Source organism: Microbulbifer salipaludis, assembly GCF_017303155.1.
Classification (GTDB): Bacteria; Pseudomonadota; Gammaproteobacteria; order Pseudomonadales; family Cellvibrionaceae; genus Microbulbifer; species Microbulbifer salipaludis.
Genome location: NZ_JAEKJR010000002.1, coordinates 801763 through 822969, shown reverse-complemented (window position 1 = coordinate 822969; position 21207 = coordinate 801763). Strand labels below are relative to the sequence as shown.

General features: G+C 54.4%; 9 protein-coding genes. 7 read left to right on the top strand and 2 right to left on the bottom strand.

What is annotated here, in order from left to right; genetic code table 11:
• The first annotated feature begins 10 nt into the window (after nucleotides 1-10).
• From JF535_RS09085 to JF535_RS09070, 4 genes are all read left to right on the top strand, one after another.
• A complete protein-coding gene (locus tag JF535_RS09085; protein ID WP_207001378.1) occupies nucleotides 11-2920 on the top strand; it encodes a TonB-dependent receptor in 2910 nt (969 codons plus the stop codon).
• A gap of 97 nt (nucleotides 2921-3017) precedes the next feature.
• Complete coding sequence (locus JF535_RS09080) at nucleotides 3018-4556, top strand: tryptophan halogenase family protein (protein WP_207001376.1); 1539 nt, start codon at nucleotides 3018-3020, stop codon at nucleotides 4554-4556.
• Nucleotides 4553-5929: a tryptophan 7-halogenase gene (locus tag JF535_RS09075; protein WP_207001375.1), complete on the top strand. Its 1377-nt coding sequence runs from the start codon at nucleotides 4553-4555 to the stop codon at nucleotides 5927-5929. Before JF535_RS09080 ends, JF535_RS09075 begins: the two co-directional genes overlap by 4 nt.
• A complete protein-coding gene (locus JF535_RS09070) occupies nucleotides 5926-7437 on the top strand; it encodes a tryptophan halogenase family protein (protein WP_207001372.1) in 1512 nt (503 codons plus the stop codon). The genes JF535_RS09075 and JF535_RS09070 overlap by 4 nt, the downstream gene beginning before the upstream one ends.
• Nucleotides 7438-7495: 58 nt before the next feature.
• On the opposite strand, the gene JF535_RS09065 is transcribed toward JF535_RS09070, so the two are convergent.
• Nucleotides 7496-9646 carry a carbohydrate-binding protein gene (locus tag JF535_RS09065; protein ID WP_277987239.1) on the bottom strand — a complete coding sequence of 717 codons (2151 nt, stop codon included), beginning with the start codon at nucleotides 9644-9646 and terminating at the stop codon, nucleotides 7496-7498.
• A 687-nt stretch (nucleotides 9647-10333) separates the two neighbouring features.
• Here JF535_RS09065 and JF535_RS16720 point away from each other — a divergent pair.
• Together JF535_RS16720 and JF535_RS09040 are read left to right on the top strand one after the other, a co-directional pair.
• A complete protein-coding gene (locus tag JF535_RS16720) occupies nucleotides 10334-13492 on the top strand; it encodes a cellulase family glycosylhydrolase (protein ID WP_422880008.1) in 3159 nt (1052 codons plus the stop codon).
• A gap of 38 nt (nucleotides 13493-13530) precedes the next feature.
• On the top strand, nucleotides 13531-15834 hold the full coding sequence (locus tag JF535_RS09040) for an ADP-ribosylglycohydrolase family protein (protein WP_340674154.1): 2304 nt from the start codon (nucleotides 13531-13533) through the stop codon (nucleotides 15832-15834).
• Nucleotides 15835-15965: 131 nt separating this feature from the next.
• Here the strand turns inward: JF535_RS09040 and JF535_RS09035 are convergent, their stop codons facing one another.
• Nucleotides 15966-18017, bottom strand: coding sequence for a glycoside hydrolase family 31 protein (locus JF535_RS09035; protein ID WP_207001369.1), 2052 nt, complete (start codon nucleotides 18015-18017; stop codon nucleotides 15966-15968).
• Between the two features lie 445 nt (nucleotides 18018-18462).
• On the opposite strand from JF535_RS09035, the gene JF535_RS09030 reads away from it, so the two are divergent.
• On the top strand, nucleotides 18463-21177 hold the full coding sequence (locus tag JF535_RS09030; RefSeq protein WP_207001367.1) for a glycoside hydrolase family 9 protein: 2715 nt from the start codon (nucleotides 18463-18465) through the stop codon (nucleotides 21175-21177).
• The last annotated feature ends 30 nt before the right edge of the window (nucleotides 21178-21207 follow it).

Sequence of the window (21207 nt, the reverse complement as noted above, 5' to 3'; positions counted from 1 at the left end):
GAGACTAGAGATGAGTAAGACAGAAATCGTCCAAGTGGAAGTCAAGCGGCATAGTATATTCAGGCGGTCTCTACTGGCGGCATGTATAGCGTCGGCAAGTGCGGGCAGCTGGGCCCAGCAGGCGGACAGCAGTGAGGCGCTGGAAGAAGTGGTTGTTGAGGGCGTGCGTGGCTCCCTTATGAACGCCCAGGATATGAAACGCGATGCATCGACCGTATCGGACGTGATTTCTGCTTCCGATATCAACGCGCTGCCAGACAAAAGTGTCCTGGAAGCCCTGCAACGGGTGCCGGGCGTTTCCATAGAGCGCTTTGCCGCAGCTGAAGACCCCGACCACTTCTCCATCGAGGGCAGCGGTGCCACCCTGCGCGGTATGGTACAGAGCCGCAGTGAATTCAACGGCCGTGACAGCTTTTCCGCAAATAACGGCAGCGGCCTGAACTTTCAGGATGTACCGCCAGAGCTGATGGGCGCGGTCATTGTGTACAAGAACCAGACCGCCGACATGATTGAGGGCGGTATTGCCGGCACTATTAACCTGGAAACCCGAAAACCTTTCGACAGCAACGGCCAGCAGATCGCCTTCAACAGCGCAGTGAACTACACCGATATGCGTGAGGCCGCCACTCCAGATTTTTCCGGGCTATACAGTAATCGCTGGGAAACCGATGCGGGTGAATTCGGCTTTCTGATCAGTGCAGCCAATTCAAACCTGAAAGTTAGCAATAACTCCATCCAGCAAGGTGTACCCGAGCTGCGAGAAATCTCAGGTGTCGGCGAGCGCTGGGTCCCAATCAACGTCGGCGCGCGCCAGGTGGACCAGGACCGTGAGCGCACTGGCGGTAGTATGGTGTTCCAGTGGGCCGATAATGACGGTACCAAGCTATTTACCGCAGAGTACGTGCGCTCCGATGCCGCCCAGTCCTGGCTGGAGTACGCCTTCCAGTCCGACAATACCGTAGGCCTGCCCTCTGCGGACAGCACTTACAACGATCGCCGTTTTGTCAGTGGTACCCTTGAAGGCGCTACCGGTTATAACAGCTACACGCGCCAGTCCCACTCCAACACCCTGGTCGAAGACTTCTCCCTGAACCTGGAGCTTAATCCGACCGAGCGCCTCCAGGTTGTGCTCGACGCGCAATATGTAGATGCCAGTACCGAGGTCATCGACCTCTCGGTTTACGGCCATACTGCCGCTGATGTTTATGCCGATTTCGGTGGTGGCACCCCGGATGTCGCCTTCCTGGCCCCCTCAGCGTCCGCGCAGACCAGCGAAGAGTACTTCACCGATCCGGCGAACTTCTTCTACCTCGCCGAAATGGATCACATTGAAGACAACGAAGGTAAAGAAGCAGCGTTCACACTGGACGTAGACTACGAGCTGGATAAAGGCTGGTTCCGCAGCGTAAAAGGCGGCCTGCGTGCATCGCAGCGCGAACAGACCACCCGCTGGTCTACCTACCAGTGGGGCGTTCTTTCTGCCGACTGGGCCGGCGGCCAGAAGTTTTTTGACGGGGTTCACGACACTAACCCCTGGGACGGACAGCCGGGTACCGACACTTACGCCGCCCCCGAATACGGCACTGTCGATTTCAATGATTTCTTCCGTGGGAAAACGACCGGCATTGCCGGGGGCACCGTGCTGGCTCCCAGCCCCAACCTGGTGCAGAGCTTTAACAACTATCGCTCGCAACTCAAGGCACTTTCTCCCGAATGGTTTACCTCCATCGCCGACCGCGATGGACTGGCAGAGGGGCCATTCCTGCCAGATGAAATCAACCCAATTACCGAAGACCGCTTCGCAGGCTACGTAATGGCGGAATTTGCCAACCCGGCTGAAACCCTGAGCGGTAACATTGGCCTGCGCTATGTCGACCTGAGCTATGAAACGACTGGAGGCTCCTCGTTTGACCCGCTTGACGATCGCCTGCCACTGCCAGCCGATGACATTGCGTTCTTCAATGGTGCGACCACCTCTTTCGACGACAAAGTCAGTGACCAGCATCTCCTACCGAGCTTTAACCTCAAGTACGAAATACAGGAAGACTTGCTGGCCCGCTTTGCCGCATCTCAGGCAATCGCCTTCCCGGATATGGGGATGCTGCGCAGTTACCTGGGCGTCTACGGAATTGTTGAATCCTTTGATACAGACAATGATGACGTAGAGGATACGGCGGTCGTCACCGACTACCGCGCAGGCACCGGTAATTCCAGGCTGAAGCCCATGCGGGCAAATAACTTTGACATCGCCCTGGAATGGTACTTCAGCGATGTGGGCGCGCTCTCCGCGACCGTGTTCCACAAGGATATCTCCGACTTCTTTACAAGTGGTGCCTTTCCCCGTGAAATAACCAACAACGGCGTTACACGCATCGTAGAAGTTGAGGGCCCAGTTAACTTTGGCGATGGCCAAATCAATGGTCTGGAGCTCGCCTATCAGCAGTTCTTTGACACACTGCCCGGCGCCTGGAGTGGACTGGGTCTTCAGGCAAACTATACCTATGTGGACAGCAAAAGCGTTCCCAATCAGAACCTGGATTCACAGGAAGGGGGTAACGTCGAAGTGGCATTTGAAAGTTTGCCACTTGCCGGCATGTCCGAACACACGTATAACCTAGTAGGCCTGTATGAATACGAGGACATTTCTGCGCGCCTCGCCTACAACTGGCGTTCCGAGTACCTGCTGACAACCCGGGACGTTATCACCAAACTACCCATTTATAATGGAGAGGGCGGCCAGCTGGATGGTTCGGTGTTCTTCAACATCAACGAGAACTTGAAGGTGGGCCTGGAGGCGACCAATATTCTCGATCAGGTGACCGAAACACGTATGCAGGTAGATGAGGATGGCACAAAACTCGATCGCTCGTGGTTTATTAACGACCGGCGTATCGCGGCTGTCATTCGCATGAACTTCTAAGTGCGGAAAAACATTGAGCAGGCACGCTTTCAGGCGTGCCTGCTCAATGCTGCATTAGACGGTAGCTCCACTATTTCGCTTTGAGTGGTCGCAAAGAATGAAAAAAATAATAATACTTGGCGGAGGCACCGCCGGCTGGATGACAGCCGCAGCCATGGCCCGCCTGTTAGTCCCCAGTGGCATTGAAGTCACGCTCGTCGAATCAGACCAAATCGGCACCGTCGGTGTCGGCGAGGCAACACTTCCCCACTTGCGTTTCTTCAACCAGATTTTGGGCATTGACGAAAACGCCTTTATGAAGGCCACCCAGGCCACCTATAAAATGGGTATCGAGTTCCAGAACTGGGGGAGGCCTGGTGATGCCTATATCCACCCATTTGGCGAATATGGACGCGAACTCGACGGCATTCCCTTCCATCAACTATGGTTGAAGGCCCACCGCGCCGGTATTGCAGAACCCCTGGACCACTACTCACTACCGGTCATGGCGGCAGCCGCCGGAAAATTCGATTTTCCCGATGGCAACCCCAGGTCAATTCTTTCCACCTACTCCTACGCCTTTCACCTGGATGCGGGACTCTATGCGCGCTATCTGCGTGAATTCGCCGAGCAGCTTGGCATACAGCGAATCGAGGGCAGAGTCAGTGCGGTAGTGCATGACGAGTACGGTGATCTCCACACGCTCGTATTGCAGGATGGGAACCGGATCTCGGCAGACTTTTTCGTGGACTGTAGCGGCTTCCGATCGTTGCTTCTGGGCGATGCACTGCAAACAGAATTCATCGACTGGTCACACTGGCTACCCTGCGACAGTGCCGTAGCGGTCCCCAGTGACATGACCGATGCACCATTGCCCTACACCAAAGCCATTGCTCACGGCAGCGGCTGGCAGTGGCAGATACCGCTGCAACACCGCATGGGGAATGGCCTGGTCTACGCCCGCGAGTACATGAGTGACGACCAAGCCTGCCAGCACCTGCTGGACAATCTTCCGGGAGCAGCCACGGACGCGCCTCGATTGCTGCGCTTTAAGGCTGGACGGCGCAAACACTCCTGGCAACGAAACTGTTTGGCGGTTGGACTCTCGGCCGGGTTCCTGGAGCCTCTCGAGAGCACCAGTATTTATCTGATCCAGATCGCTATCACTAAGTTCCTGGCCCTGCTTCCTCTGACGGACAATTACCGCAGTTGCAGAAATGAATTCAACCGACAGATGGCGCTGGAGTACGACCGTATCCGTGACTTTCTTGTCCTGCACTACCACGCAACCGAACGCGACGACACCCCCTTCTGGAACTACTGTCGCACCATGCCCATTCCGGATGACCTGCAGCGGAAAATGGACTTGTACCGGCAGCAGGGGCATATCGTGAATTATCGTCACGGCCTGTTTCTCGAACCCAGTTGGCTCGCGGTTTACCACGGGCAGCGTATTCTGCCGGACAACCATTCCATTCAGGCTGACCACCTGGCAAACAAAGAGATCGGCCAGCTGCTTTCTGGCTATAGTCAGCTCGTTCACAAGGGTGTCGCAGCATTACCCGCACACGCAGATGTAATTGCACGCCAACTCAGCGCCAGACCCCGGCAAGCGCCTTCGGCTGCAATGAGCCTGTACCGAGGAGCTGAGCAATGATCACCTCCCATGCCTCAAAATCGTCCAAAACCCTCCGCTGTGTCATCTATGGTAACAACCCGGCCGCACACTATTGCCTCCACTACCTGTATCAACAGATACCTCAGGAACATCTGGATGTCCTCCTTGTCGCACCGCCCTCGCCTGTTTCGGGCGCAGGATTCATAGATTCTACGGCGGCCGAGGCGCACTGCGAGATCGGTATCAGCACACAGGAACTGCTATGTAGCGACATTGCTGACACTTTTCTAGCCCTGGCAGTAACCTCGCCACATAATCGTGCACCTCAATGGCTTGCCTCCGCCGGTTATGGCTTTTCGCACCGGCGCCAGCCTTTTTTTCAGTGGTGGCAACCGAGCCAGCAGCTGCCCAATGCGCCGACGGCTACCACGTTTAACCTTAACTGCCTTGCTGCCGCCGCCGGACGCTGCGGCGAAACCCCGCCCGGCGCACCAAAAGTTCACCAAGGAATGCAATTTCGTTATACCGACTACTGCAATCACTTAGCGGCACGAGCGCGCGCGCTCGGCCTTACCGTTTTACACCAAAGTGCATTGCTATCGGCGAAAAATGGCTCGCAGTACAATCTGATATTGGACGACACCACCGTACAACACGCAGACTTTATCCTCGACTGCGACGGTGCGTTACTAGCAAGCGCCGCCGCTGATCATGGCCACATGCGTACGCTGTTGCCCGTTCCAGCGAACCGAAGCACGCAGACACCCAGCAGGCCATATCAACGTAGCCCCGCCGCCAGTTGTGTCATTGAACCAACCCGCTGGCTGCTCGATATCCGCGGGGATCGGATCGATCATCAAATTATCGCCGGAAAGTTTCACTCCGGTTTTCAATCAGCGTGGATCGGTAACCTCATCGGCCTTGGCAATGCCCTCAATTTGGGGCATTTCGCAATCGACCCACTGGCACAAGCGCAACAACAATTGCAGTTTTTACTGCCGTTACTACCACAAGGATCCAATTACCGCGCTCAGCAAGAAGAATTTAATGAGCGGGTAGCACAATACAATCAGCAAGTAATCGACCTACACAGTCTCTGCCATTGGTTGGCAGGTCACAGCCGGCGACTCTCCGCAGGTGCCCGGGAACAGCTTGCACTATTCCGAACCTGCGGTCGTACCAAGCAGGCCGACGAGACCTTACTCAGCGATGAAACCTGGCTTCTATTGCCACTACTTGCCGGACTGCCGCCACGAAAAAGCGCATTTCCGGTCCCCACAAACGGGGATGACTATATGCGCTGGTTAGACGGTCTCGCCCAGCGATACCGGAAGCTGGCCACAACTCTGCCAAGCTATCAACGTCATCTGGAAACCCTGATGCACAAAGCGGGTTTAAGGGAGGCACCATGAATCCTCGCATCGCGCCGATACGCAATATTTTGATCGTCGGCGGCGGCACCGCTGGCTGGATGACTGCGGCAGCCCTAGCCAAGGCACATGAGGGCACAGAGTGCCAAATTCACCTTGTGGAATCTGAGCAAATTGGCACCGTCGGTGTCGGTGAAGCCACCATTCCCAGCATTGCACAGTTCAACCAGATGCTGGGGCTGGACGAAAATGAGTTAATGGCCGCGACTCAGGCAACCTTTAAACTCGGGATCGAGTTTGTCGGCTGGGGGGCAGAGGGCGAGAGTTATATCCACCCTTTCAGCACCTATGGCAAGGGCCTCGACAATATTGACTTTCACCACTGGTGGCTGCGTCTATACAACGAGGGCAAGGTGCCGGACCTGGAGCAGTTCTCACTGGCTGCGGCAGCAGCACGTGCAGGGAAATTCGCCCGCATGGCGCCGCTCACTGAGGCCCCTTTCGATGCCCTGGTGCACGCCTTCCAGTTTGATGCCTCGCTCTATGCCCGCTACTTGCGTACATATGCGGAGACGCGTGGCGTTCGTCGTATCGAGGGGCGTATCACAAATTGTAAGCGCCGTACCGAAGATGGGTTTATCGCTTCGATCCAGCTCGAGGACGGCTCGGAACTCAGTGCCGATCTGTTTATCGATTGTTCAGGGTTTCGTTCGCTTCTTTTGGGGTGTGAACTCGGCGTGGGGTTTGAGAACTGGAGCCACTGGCTACCCTGCAATCGCGCGGTTGCCGTTGCCAGCGAAAATCCAGGGGAACTACGCCCCTACACGCGCAGCACGGCGCGAGCTGCCGGCTGGCAATGGCAAATTCCTCTACAGCACCGCACAGGAAACGGCCACGTATTCTGCGACGAATATATCGATGAAGATCAGGCTACCGAAATACTACTGCATAATCTTCCGGGGCCAGCATTGGGGGAGCCAAAGGTACTGCGCTTTACTGCCGGACGCCGGCACACATTCTGGGAGAAAAATTGTGTAGCCATTGGACTTTCTGCCGGCTTTCTGGAGCCGCTGGAAAGCACCAGCATCCACCTCATCCAGACGGCAATACAAAAGCTGCTGGCGCTCTTCCCAAGCCGGGCCTGCGAGGAAGAGAAGCGGCGCATTTTCAATCAGCGCACCGTGCACGAGTACGAAAAAATCCGCGATTTTCTCATATTGCACTACTGGGCCAACAAGCGGCCAGAGCCGTTTTGGCGTTATTGCGCCGCCGCAAATATTCCGGACCACCTCGCTGGCAAGCTCTCGCTGTATCGGGAAACCGGACATATTTTCCGCGAGGACGATGAACTCTTCAGCGTGCCAAGTTGGCTGGCCGTGCTGCACGGACAGGGCATCCGTGCCCATGGTTACCACCCGCTCACCATGAAGCTACCCGAACAGGAATTGATAGGAAAACTGGAGGAGGTGCGCGGTGGCATTCAGAAGGTGGTAAGCGCACTGCCTCGCCATCAGGACTTTATCGCGCGTTACTGCGCATCGCTGCGCTAAACGATTCATCAACAAACGCAAAAAAAAAGGGGCTGCGATGCAGCCCCTTTCTTTTTGATTACTGGCAACTGCCAATCAGTGTCCAGGTATTATCACTACCCGGGACGCTATTGGTGTACCAGTTGGCCTCATATAGATTCCCCTCATGAGTCATCTGGTCACCGCCCAGAAGGTGGGTATTGGGACCACCTTCGTAGTCTGCGTGTAACCAATTGGGATACTCGGTTACGCCGTCACATTGACCGCCGGTGGAAACGGGGCAACCATTGCTGTCTACGGTTGTACCGGCCGGAGTCGCCGGGCACTGGTCTACAGCGTTGGACACGCCGTCGTTGTCGTCATCCAGGCAGCTCGGATCGTTATTACAGCCAGAACCATTGACCGCCTTGATTTCAAACCAGTTGATGTTCCAACCACCGCTGTTCGCGGCGATGGCGAGCTCCGCCGTACCCGCAGGCAGGTTTACGGTATGGGATACCGTGGTCCAGCTCTGCCAGCCGCCGGTCGCACCGAAGCTGAGGCTGCCGTACTCTACACCGCCACCAGGCTGTTCCAGCTTCAGACTGCCGCCACCCTCCGAGGCCACACGATAACTGATTTCATACTCACCAGAGCTGCTGGCGGGCAGAGTTACGTCATACGTCATCCAGTCGCCGGCATCAATCCAGCCTACATTCTGACCGCCGCCAACATCGGTGGTTGCTTCCGTCTGCACATCGCCGGCTTCCCGCCAGTTTTCCGCTTCAATACGTACGCCTTCGCCGTCGGGCTCGCAGCCAGAGGTACAAGGCCCGGTAACATCAATACGCAGCCAGTTCAGGTTCCAGCCGCCGACCTCCGCGGCAACACCGAGAGTCTGCTGGCCCGCAGGTAGCTGCACTTCATGGGAAATATCCATCCAGCTCTGCCAGTCACCGGTATTAGGTACATCCACCGTACCATAAGTGGTGGTGCCGCCACCCTGCTCCAGCTTGATGCGGCCGCCACTCTGCGCGGAAGCCACACGGTAAGTGACCGTAGCCGTACCTGCCTGAGGCAGATTCACATCAAAGGTGAGCCAGTCGCCATCATCAATCCAGCCTGCATTTTGGCCGCCACCAAAGTCACTGGCGGTTTCGAACTCAATACCGCTGGCCTGACAGAAGCTCTCGGCTTCAATTTGGGTGCCGTCGCCACCAGTATCACAGGGGCCATCAACGACGCTGCCGTCCGGATCAGGATCACCGCCGCCGCCAAGAATTTCTTTGATGAAATTACCAGAGTCCTTATAAGTGCCGTCAGCCCAAAAAAAAGAACTAGACTCGACTTCACCAAGATGATTGAACTCTTTGTCGTGATAGGCCCAGGCGGCATGGCTGATGCCATTACTGCGCAGGAAATCCATCCAGGCCCAGGTTTCGTCGTAGTTGACCGGACCGGCACCGTTCGCATTCACCATACCCCATTCGGTGGCAAACAGGGCAATGCCATTGTTCATAGCGGTCTGCGCCTTGGCCCGCAGCTCCCCCTTATGGGAGTTGGCGTAAAAGTGAATGGTGTAAGCCATGTTGGAGACATTGGCCGGATTGGTGGAGGCAATATCTACATCCTGAGACCAGATAGGCGTACCCATGATAATCAGGTTATCTGGGTCAATGGCACGGATGGTATTGCCCACATGCTCTGCGTAGGGCTTTAGCGACGTGTGCCAGTCAACCTGCTTCGGCTCATTATAGATTTCGTAGATTACGTTGTCGTACTGGCCCCACTTTTGTGCCACCTGGGTGAAAAAAGAATCGGCGGCCTCCCAGTTGGTGTGGGCAATATGGCTGTGGTAATCCACAATTACATACATATCGTTATCGATCGCTGCCTGTACTACGGTATCCAGGCGGGCCATATTCCCATCCCAGTCATCCTGAATTCCGCCCGGTTCACCGTGGCCAATGGCTGCGCGCACAATGTCCGCACCGAATTCGTTCTTGATACGAGCAACTTCACTGGCGGTATACCACTTCTCTGCGCCCCAGCCAGTGTTGCTCCAGAATAGGGATATCCCTTCCAGACTCTTGGCCTGGCCACCAACCAGCACTTTGTTGCCTTGGACTTGCAGCGGTTCTACCGCTGCAGCAGTCCCGGCCGCGATCACCAAACCGACCGCCGAGCAAAGCGCAGCGACAGATGACTGAATCCGCCGACCGATAGGACGACGTGTACTTTCCTTCATCATTATTCTCACCATCAAAGTTTATTATTGAGCGATGAAATTTATCGGGAGAGACCTCGGCATTCGTACCAAAATCGGTATTAACCAAGATTGGGACTTTAACGCTCGCAATGAAGCCATTAACGGTACTGGACAGGAATATGAAAAATAATTTCGCCAATGAAATAGAAATCCCGAAAAATAGTTTTCGACAAAGCGGATCAAAATAAAGATTAAATGGCAGGCGCATACTATTTGGCCGCATGAAGAAAACACCTTGAATAGCCAATCGTTCTCGAGCACTCAATGACCCATAGAATGAGCAGAAACACTTTAGCCTGCCAGCCTTGAACCGCCATGAATAACACAGTGAATCTGGCACTAAAGTGCAGCTTTGGCGGTGATGTAAACCGAAATAAAAACGTCCAATCCTACTAAGCGCGTTTTTAACCCATTCGAGCGAAAAAATGTTCTAAACTCTGAAAACCGATGCAAGATAAATGCCGCGAAAACCTCGAATCTGAGAACTAAAAGCGATAGAGGTATCGCAGGCCTAGCATTCTGTTTTTGGGCCAGATTGTTCGGCAATCATCAGCGTGTTTGCGGCAGATCTGATCCACACATGCTCTTAATCGAGTGCACTTCCGAACCCGTATATCCCTGCGCTGCGATATTCCGAATAAAAATAATAATCCAATAATGGAGTAGACAATGAGCATCATGCGAAGATGGGTTTTTTCTGTTTGTGAGCGTTTACGGCTCGTAGGCGGTATTTTCCTGTTTATCCTTAGCTTTCTTTCATTTGGCGCGATGGCGGTTGAGCCGCTGAGCGTATCAGGCAATCAAATTCTGATCGGCGGCAATCAGGGCAGCCTTGCCGGCAACAGCTACTTTTGGAGCAATAACGGCTGGGGCGGTGAGAAGTACTATAACGCCAGCACCGTAGGCTGGTTGAAGTCAGACTGGAATTCCACCGTAGTGCGTGCCGCGATGGGAGTCGAAGACCCCGGCGGGTATTTTGATGATCCCGCAGGAAACGAAGCCAAGGTACGCGCTATCGTGGATGCAGCCATCGCCAACGATATGTATGTCATCATCGACTGGCATTCACACTACGCCAACACTCATGACTGGAGTCGTGCAATCAGCTTCTTCCAACGCATGGCTCAAGATTACGGGCACACCAACAATGTCATTTACGAAGTATTCAATGAGCCGAAGCAGGTATCCTGGAGTGCGGACATTAAGCCCTATGCGGAGGCGATCATTGGTGCGATCCGAGCAATCGATCCCGACAACCTGATTATCGTAGGCACACCCACCTGGTCTCAGGATGTGGATCAGGCCTCATTCGACCCAATCACCGGCTACACCAATATTGCTTACACCCTGCATTTTTACGCGGGCACACACGGTCAATATCTGCGCGACAAGGCTCAGACGGCACTGAACAACGGCATTGCCCTGTTCGTTACTGAATGGGGGACCGTCAATGCCGATGGCAACGGCGCGGTTAACCATGGCGAAACCGACGTTTGGATGAACTTTCTCAAGTCAAACAATATCAGCCACGCAAACTGGTCGATCAATGACAAGAGCGAAGGCGCATCTTCGCTGGTGCCGGGTGCCAGCGGCACCGGTGGCTGGTCTGGGTCTCAGCTTACAGAATCAGGTAACAAGGTCCGCGATATCATTCGCAACTGGGGCGGACTAACGCTACCACCTCCGCCGCCGCAAGAGTGCTACGCCGCGTCGGTCCCCGCCCACATCGAGGCGGAAGACTACTGCTCCATGCAGGGTGTACAGACTGAAGCCACCAGCGATGCGGGTGGCGGCAGCAATGTGGGCTGGCTAGACCCCGGTGATTCACTCACCTACAAGATCAATGTTGCCACCGCAGGCGACTACGACGTTTCCTACCGCGTAGCCGGCAACAATGGTAGCGGAGCCTTTCAGCTGGGCAACAATCCGGTTGTTAATGTCCCGGACACCGGCGGCTGGCAGAACTGGACCACTGTAACCCAGACCTTAGCTCTGGCGGCCGGTGAGCAGGAAATCACCCTTGCGGTGGTCTCTGCCGAGTTCAATCTCAACTGGATCAAATTTGAGGAAAGTGATTTCACCGACCCGGTTGACCCTCCTCCCCCTCCCACCTCTGGCAGCGTCCGACCGCTTTCTGTGAGTGGCAACCAGGTACTTGCCGGCGGCCAGCCAGCGAGCTTTGCCGGCAACAGTCTATTCTGGAGCAATAACGGTTGGGGAGATGCGTATTACAACAGCAATGTGGTGAGCTGGCTCAAGTCTGACTGGCAGAGCCCCCTGATTCGCGCCGCCATGGGTGTTGAGGATGGCGGTGGCTATCTGGAAGACCCACAAGGTAACAAGAGCCGGGTCAAGGCGGTGGTGGATGCTGCCGTAGCCAATGACATGTATGTCATCATCGACTGGCACTCCCATCATGCCGAGCAGTACACCGCTCAATCCATCGCCTTCTTTCAGGAAATGGCGACAAACTACGGGCACCTGCCCAATGTGATCTATGAGATCTACAACGAACCGCTGCAAGTTTCCTGGAGTGGCACCATCAAACCCTATGCCGAACAGGTTATCGCGGCGATCCGTGCGATTGACCCGGACAATCTGATTGTCGTGGGCACGCCCACTTGGTCGCAGGACGTAGACGCGGCGGCCGCGGACCCGATCACCAGTCACAGCAATATTGCCTATGCATTGCATTTTTACGTAGGTACTCACGGGCAGTCCCTGCGAGACAAGGCGCAAAACGCCCTCAACATGGGAGCTGCATTGTTTGTCACCGAGTGGGGGTTCTGGGGTGCTGGAAATACCTGCTGTGACTACGGCGAAGCAGACGCGTGGGCCAATTTCCTCAAGACCAACAATATCTCTAGCGCCGCCTGGTCAATTATCGACAAGCCCGAGCCTTCTTCACATCTGGTGCCTGGCTCTGGCACGCAAGGAGGCTGGAGCGACAGTCAGCTCACAAGTGCGGGCCTGTATGTACGCGACATGATTCGCAACTGGAACGGCAACCAGCCGCAGGAATGCGTAATCGCAAGCGTGGGTGTACGTATTGAGGCAGAGCGCTACTGCGCAATGAGTGGCGTTCAGACGGAAGCTACTTCCGATCAGGGCGGTGGCGAAAATGTTGGCTGGCTGGATGCCGGTGACTGGCTAGAGTATGAGGTGGACATTGCCGAGGCGGGGCTCTACAGCGTGGACTACCGAGTAGCCAGTGAAAGCGCGGGAGGTCAATTGAGCCTGAGCGTCTCCGGTACGACCTTGGCTGACCTTTCCATGCCTGTTACTGGCGGCTGGCAAAACTGGGCTGATGCTTCTCACCAAGTCAACCTGAATGCGGGAGTGCAGAGAATCAGACTGGCAATCTCGCAGGGCGGCTTCAACCTGAACTGGTTCCAGATCAACCAGGATGGAACACCGCCTCCCCCGCCGCCCACAGGCGAGCCAATTTTCATCGAAGCAGAGAACTACACCTACATGAGCGGCGTCCAAACAGAGGCAACCTCTGATGCTGGTGGTGGACAGAACGTGGGTTACATCGATGCCGGCGACTGGATGGCGTACCACGACATCAACGTCAAAACGGCGGGCACCTACCAGGTTGAGTTCCGTATAGCGGCTGAAACTGGTGGTGGTTCCATCAGCCTGGAGCAAAATGAAGGCACAACCGTACTCGGCACGATTAACGTGCAGGCAACCGGCGGTTGGCAGAACTGGACGACCATCAGCATGCAGGTACAACTGAATGCCGGGCAGCAGAATTTTGGTGTCGGCGTTCCGCAAGGTGGTTACAACCTGAACTGGATCCGGATGACTCCGGTCGTTCAGTAATATCCTACAGCCAGAGATGAAAAGGGCACGCTTTTAGCGTGCCCTTTTTTTGGGTATCTGAAATACTTGTATCCCATCGAGAAATCAGTGCAATCCAAAAGATCGTCGCAAAAATAATTCTCCTCTATCGAGGTATCAAATGGAAATCCACATGCACCATTCAATTGATCGCGACGACTAGAAAACACGCCAAATCGAAAAAGCTTGATCGGGCATTAAAAATGACACAAATCCATCGTATCAAAAAGCGCCGGATAGCAGCGACCTTCACGGCCGCCATTCTGGCCTTCGCGAGTATTATCAGCGGGCCACAGTGCTTGGCTGATACGCCAGCACCAGTCGCCACCAATTCCGGGGCAATTACGCTATCGCGTGCGCAGTACCAGGACAAGCTACGTGGATTCTGGTTAGGGCAAAGCATTGCCAACTGGACAGGTCTGGTCACTGAAATGGATAAAATTGGTGGTGCAGGACCCCACGGCGTCTTCTATACCCGTAACGACTGGGGCAAAACCGACCAGCCGAGTATCTGGGGGCAAGGAATACCGAGTGACCTATCGAAAACCATCGACTGGGTCCTGCGCCGACCGGGCGAAGTGTGGGGAGCGGATGACGACACCGACATCGAATATTTGTATCAACACTTACTGGATCAGCACCAGGCCACGGTACTTACGCCCGAGCAAATCAGAGACGGCTGGCTAACGCATATTTATTCAGACGAAAATACACCATTTACCACATCCGAGGGAAAGCCGGAGAATTTTCTCTGGGTATCTAACCAACGTGCTCATGACTTAATGCGCGAACAGTCACTACTACCACCTGCGACCAGCGAGCCCGCCAACAACCCCCATTTCGAAATGATCGACGCACAGTTGACCACGGAGATATTCGGCCTTTTTGCCCCCGGCAGACCGGATACTGCACTCGCCATGGCTCACCTTCCCATCCGCACTACCGCGCGCAAAAACGCTGCCTGGACTGCCGAATTTTACGTGGTCATGCACGCCCTTGCTGCCGCAATTGACCCCACTCAGCCGGTCAAGCCCCAGATCCTTCACATCGCCGAACACGCTCGCCAGCAGTTACCCCCGGGCAGTTACAGTGCAGACATGTATGAATATGTGAAAGAACAGTATCAACGGAAAGTCCCCTGGGAAGAGGTGCGCAATGGTCTTTACGAGAGGTATCAGGTAAAAGGCGCAGCCGGGTACGATCTAGGCACACGCAACCTCTACTGCAATGGTTGCTTCGCTGCTGGCATTAATTTTGGTGCCAGCTTGATTAGCCTCTTCTATGGTGAGGGGAGCTACCAGCAAACCGTAAGGCTGGCAGTATTAATGGGCTGGGATTCCGATAACCCAGCAGCGACCTGGGGTGGACTACTGGGTTTTATCTACGGACATGAAAAACTCATCGAATTGTTTGGCCCGCTATCTGACGACTTCAATATACACCGCACCCGCGGCGGGTTTCCCAATAATGGACAAGACACGTTTGTGCGTATGGCGCAGGTAGGTGTAAATATCGTAGACCGAGTAGTACAAGAAGTACTGGGCGGATCAATAGACACAAAAGGCAATTACTGGCACATCCCACGCCCGGCGAAAAAAAACCCATGTGTCGGGCAGCGTATAGAGGCACCTGAGAACCAACGCCTGGCAAAGTCACAGGGCGCTGCGGCGCCCATTACCGTCTTGTCACTGAACCTTTACGGGCACGCCACTATGCCAGCGGCTGCGGCCGACTATGCGCAGCTCGTCAACGAGCATGACGTGGATCTGCTGGCAGTTCAGGAGGGTGCCAACGATTGGCAGATCCGCGGCCTACCCACCGATTACGGCCGCGCAGAAGCGCTGGCCAAAGCTTTAGGCGATTGTTGGATGCGCCGTTATCAAGTTTTTGCCAACCGCTGCCAAGGGCTGGAATTCGAGTATAACGTACGCTTTGACATGACCGATGGCCCCAATGCGGTACGCACCGGCGAACTGGTCATCCTGCGTCGCGGTGCCTATCGTTTCGGGCTCATTGATGTACATTGGGACCACGAAAGTGACCAAGTTCGTCACGCCAATAGCGACGAAACGCGTACAGCAGCCACATCCTGGCGGCTACACGATTTACCACTGATGGTGGTAGGTGATTTCAATACGACCTGTGATAGCGAGGCAGTGCAAGCTCTCACTTCCCGCTCCGGCTTGTCACTGCTGTATGGAGACGGAGTAGACTGCGGTTTTGCACGGGGGCTGGAAGGGAGCGGTAAAAGTATTGAAGCCACCCCATCAGACCATCCAGGTATTTTACTCACAGTGACAGCCGTGAACTCCAGCGAGCGGTGAGGTTGCCGCTCTCAGTGATCCGAGCACGGTCAAATGCCTTGGATGCTGGGGCCTATCAAGGTTGATAGGTGACAGTCTTAGCCGAATCCAAGGCTATCCAATATTCATTAAGGACTTAAACTGGAAATCGATTAACTGCTTTCTAATAGAATAATATTTTTGCGATCCGCATGGCTTGAAAAGCGGACCCAGAATATATTTTTTTCCTCATCATAAGACCAGCCAGGCTGTATTGAGGAGTTGTCATCCATAATTTTCTGAATTTTTTGTTTGTTCAGTTTCACGGAAGTGAATACCTTGTCGACTAAATTGATCTTTACAATGTAGTTATGACTCTCAGGCTTGCCTTCATAGTCCCCGCGATGTGCACCAACCACAATTTTCATATGCTCATCCTGAGAACTAACAGTGACCCGAGCAAAGGTTTGCTCTCCGCGTTGGTACCCCAGAGATTCACCGTCGTCATCATACACAGTGAATGACGCAGAGCCGCGATCTTTAGGATAGATATCCAAGGTAATGGGGTCCGCATGTACCGCTGGGTCTATGTGAAATATTTCCGGCCCCATTGGGATAATCGACCCCCGCTTCACAAAAAGCGGCATATTAGGCTGTATGTCCAACCCAACCTCGACCTGAATCGTCTGCCCACCTTCATAGACAGCATGTGTCCAGTAATCCACCCACTCCAGGCCATCACCTTTCGGCAGATAGACATCCATCCGCCCTTTCGGAAAGGCTGCCGCAGGCTTATACACCGGCGCTACGAGTAATTCTTCCCCAAACATATACACATAGGGATTGTCATCGGCTTCTCCCGGATAGGCGAGCCTAAGTGGCCGGGTCAGCGGTATTGCATCCTCCCAGATATGCCAGCTATAAGTATAAATGTAAGGCAATAGCCGGTACCGAAGCATCCGCGAGTCAAAGCTTAGCTGTTCAATGTCTTCACCCCAGGACCAGACATCCCGTGCCGTGGTGCCATGGTTACGTGTAGAGGTAGTGAAGTCAGAGAATTGCATCCAGCGCAATGCGAGTTCCGGGTCTTCCCCCTTGGTATGCCCCGGAGTATCGGCATGCAGGTAAGACCAGCCGCCCGGCGCACCATCGTCGCTGTACACAATGGCCTCAATGGTCTCGGAAAATCCATCCCAATCCCCCAGCACGTCGCCTGTCCAGTGGATGGGCATGGATTTTTCAAGTGGCTCCTCGTCGGGCGTGCGCATGAAATCGCCGCCGAGAATAGACTCCTGGTTGTGGTGATTAGGGCGGGCATAGTGCCGGGCCATAAACATAATGCGCTTGTCGTCGCCGTGATGCTTGCGAAGCAACTCCCATACCTGCTTTTCATACTCGGAGTTGCCGCGCCAGAAATCCAGCCAGACGATATCCAACCCGTAATCCAGATCCCGCTGCAATTGCGCTAACCACGCCTCTCCAAACCCGCCCTCGTGATAGTTCATCATGAGCTTGAAATCCATTGCATGGAGAGTGTCGATCAAGGCTTTGGGGTCCGGAAACTTGTTCAAGTCCCAAGTCATGTTACCGGGCCAGCTCCACTCCTTTCCTGTCCAGTACATATCGAGAATCATGACATCCGCAGGATAACGATGATTGCCATAGCGGTTCTCGATACCGCGCAGCGCCCGCGCATGGTCCAGGAAGCCTTCCTGGTTATCGTAGCCAAAGTCTCCCTCCCCCCAACCGGACTGCATATACCCAAAGCCCCACTTGGGAATCATGGGCTCTGTATGCGGCGGATTGAGATTGAGTTCATCACCATAATCATCGAGCATTTCCGTAACCCCAGCGACTTCACAGCCCTGAGCATCGACGCTCCTACCAATTGCGGAAGCTGGGCAGCGGTCATCCTTGTTTACGATACCATCTCGGTCATCATCCGCGTTGAGATCGGGCTTGGACGTCGCATTGTTGGGGTCGGTGTTAGCGATGATTTCATGCTCATTGATAAAACCATCTCCGTCGATATCGATGTCACAGATATCGCCCTTTCCATCGCGATCCATATCCACTTGAGCGGCATTTTCTTCAAGCGGGCAATTATCCTCCGCATCCACCAGACCATCACCATCGCTATCTCCAGGCATTGCCATGGCGCAGGCGGGACCCATGAAGTTAGTGAGAAATAACGATAGCAAGAGAACGATAGTTTTATTATTCATTGGATTATCACGGAATCTCTTAAGCACCAAGCAGGTGAAAAATTTTCCCAAATGCTATCAGGTTACTGACCATAAGGGCCACGCAGACACCCCTCAGCTTGGGCACTTGCGGCGAGACGGGATAAAAACACGATAAAGAAAAATCTTACAAAAAAGTTGAAAAATTCAACTTTAAAAACCAAAAAAATCCATTTTCTTGAGCCACCTCACACCCGCGAACACATAAAATACTATTCACGCCTTCTCTCTTTCAAATACTGTTTTTCCCACGCCTCCCCACTAACATCGATTTCGCGTTAATTAGTTAACGCCTGCGTAGAACCAATGGAACTAATAATAAGGAATCACTATGAATCGGATGTTAATGTGCATAAAGCCCCTAGCCTTCGCTGTGGCCACGGCTACACTCTCTGGAAACGTCCTGGCCGTCAATTACGGCGAAGCATTGCAAAAATCGATTTACTTCTATGAAGCACAACAGTCTGGCCCCATCCCCAGCTGGAACCGAAATGAGTGGCGAGGCGACTCTGGAATGCTGGACGGTGCCGACAACAATGTTGACCTGCAAGGTGGCTGGTATGATGCTGGTGATCATGTCAAATTCGGATTCCCCATGGCCGCAACCGCAACCATGCTTGCATGGGGTGTGATCGAAAATAGAGAAGCCTATGCACAGACGGGGCAGCTACGGCATATAGAAAATAACCTGCGCTTTGTTGCCGACTATTTTTTGAAAGCCCACACCGCACCTAACGAACTCTGGGGACAAGTAGGCGCAGGAGCAGCAGATCATGCGTGGTGGGGTGCTGCAGAGGTTATGCAGATGCCGCGCCCCTCCTACAAAATTGATGAGCACTGCCCCGGCTCGGATCTCGCAGGCGAGACCGCAGCAGCACTTGCCGCAATTGCCATGGTATTTGACAGCAGCGATGCCCAATACGCGGACCTACTTAGGCAAAATGCAAAAGAACTCTACAGCTTTGCGGATAATTTTCGCGGAAAATACTCTGACTGCATCACCGATGTTACCAGCTTCTACAATTCCTGGAGCGGCTACAACGACGAGCTAGTGTGGGGGGCTGCCTGGCTTTACCGTGCAACGGGAGATCAATCTTACCTGGACAAAGCCGTCAGCTATTACAGCAATCTTTCCACAGAGTCACAATCCAACAACCGATCCTACAAATGGACCCACGCCTGGGATGACAAAGGGTATGGAAGCTACGTACTAATGTCCGTTTTGACGGACAACCCAGAATACCGGCAAGATGCCGAGCGCTGGCTGGATTATTGGACCAGCGGCTACGAAGGCAACCGGGTTCGCTATACTCCGGGCGGTCTCGCCCACCTTGACCAGTGGGGTGCGGCCCGCTACACCTCTAACACCGCATTTATCGCCCTGATCTATTCCGACTATCTAAGATCCAGAGACCCCGGCAACACTCGGATCCAAACATACTATGACTTTGCCGTGAACCAAATGGAGTATCTACTTGGTGACAATCCCATGGGCATGAGTTATCAGATTGGTTACGGTACGGTATTCCCAATCTCGCCACATCACCGAACGGCCCACGGCTCTTGGAACGACAGCCTTGCGGAACCGGTATCCAACCGACATATCCTCATTGGCGCGCTGGTAGGCGGTCCCGATGCCAACGATGGTTTTGAAAACGACCGAGGAGACTACATCCTCAACGAAGTGGCCACTGACTACAACGCAGGGTTTACTGGCGCACTGGCTCGCCTTTGGCTGGATTTTGGCGGCAGCCCTATTGCGGAGGAAAATTTCCCAGCCTCAGAAGTACGCGACAATGAGTTTTTTGTTGATGCGAAACTTAACTCCTCGGGAAACCAGCATACTGAAATCAGTGCCCGCCCACACAACCATAGCGCGTGGCCCGCACGGGAAACCGATAACCTCCACATGCGCTACTGGGTCGACATCAGCGAACTGGTGAATGCAGGCTACTCTGCAAACGATCTGCAACTCAGCACCGCTTATAATCAGGGAAGCAACTTTACCGGCCCACATCCATGGGGTGATCCGGCCGAAAATCTTTACTATGTGGAAGTATCCTTTGCAGGGATCAATCTTTACCCCGGAGGCCAGTCCGCATCGAAGAAAGAATCCCAATTCCGCATCGGGGTACCTTCAGGTGTGCCCTGGGATCCAACCAATGACCCGTCCTGGGACAACTATGGCAGCGATCGCAAAGAGGCACCACTGATCGCGCTCTACGATGGTGATGAACTCGTCTGGGGACAAGAGCCCGGCGCAGACTGTGGTGGCAACTCCGGTGTAAACTGTGTACCACAGGCGGACGACCTGCAATTGCAAACGGGTTTTGAAACCCAGATCGTTGTCTCTCTATCCGGCAGCGACCAGGATGGAGAGATAGCCAACTATACGCTCGCCAGCCCCCCGGCCAACGGTAGCCTGAGTGGCACAGGCGCGGATCTCCTGTACACGCCGGATGCCGGGTTTTTCGGCAGCGACAGCTTTACCTATACGGTAACGGACGATGCCGGTGCAGAATCCCTACCTGCCACCGTTTCCATTGAGGTGGAGTCGCCATCGGTCCCCGCCGTCAGTATCACCAGCCCTTCCAACAACAGCCGTCATACCTTGGGCGAAGATATTCTTGTGCAGTACACCCTGCAGTATGCCGATGGGGTAAATCTGTATCTGGACGGCGCACTCCAGCAGAGCGCAAGTGGCTCTATAGCGCTTACCATTCCCGGGCCCGGACTCGGCACACACCAGATTCAACTGATTGCGGTTGACGATGGCGAGGAGCTGGGTGCTGCGGATAGTGTAAGCATTGAGGTCACTGGGCCATCCACGGGTGGAGGAGAGCTCCGCTGCTCTCTCTCACAAGCGGATGTCTGGGATACCGGTTTCGTACTGAACGATATTACGGTAGAAAACGGCAGCAACCAGCAGACCGACGGATGGCAGATTCATCTGCAATTTGCCTCGGCCATCTCACTGGTGAACGGCTGGAGTGGCGACTATAGCCTTTCACCAGACGGCCGCCAGGTTACCATCTCCAATGCGCCCTGGAATGGCGAGCTGCAACCGGGCGCATCCGCAGTCGTGGGCTTCCAGGGCAACCACAACGGCGACTTTGGCCTGCCTACCTGTACTACCGAGTAAATAGCTGCACTTTCAAGTCACCAAGTAAAG

Bases quoted from the DNA above. Each gene is read 5' to 3' on its own strand.
- JF535_RS09085 (WP_207001378.1), top strand. From the start codon at position 11: ATGAGTAAGACAGAAATCGTCCAAGTGGAAGTCAAGCGGCATAGTATA.
- JF535_RS09080 (WP_207001376.1), top strand. From the start codon at position 3,018: ATGAAAAAAATAATAATACTTGGCGGAGGCACCGCCGGCTGGATGACA.
- JF535_RS09075 (WP_207001375.1), top strand. From the start codon at position 4,553: ATGATCACCTCCCATGCCTCAAAATCGTCCAAAACCCTCCGCTGTGTC.
- JF535_RS09070 (WP_207001372.1), top strand. From the start codon at position 5,926: ATGAATCCTCGCATCGCGCCGATACGCAATATTTTGATCGTCGGCGGC.
- JF535_RS09065 (WP_277987239.1), bottom strand. From the start codon at position 9,646: ATGATGAAGGAAAGTACACGTCGTCCTATCGGTCGGCGGATTCAGTCA.
- JF535_RS16720 (WP_422880008.1), top strand. From the start codon at position 10,334: ATGAGCATCATGCGAAGATGGGTTTTTTCTGTTTGTGAGCGTTTACGG.
- JF535_RS09035 (WP_207001369.1), bottom strand. From the start codon at position 18,017: ATGAATAATAAAACTATCGTTCTCTTGCTATCGTTATTTCTCACTAAC.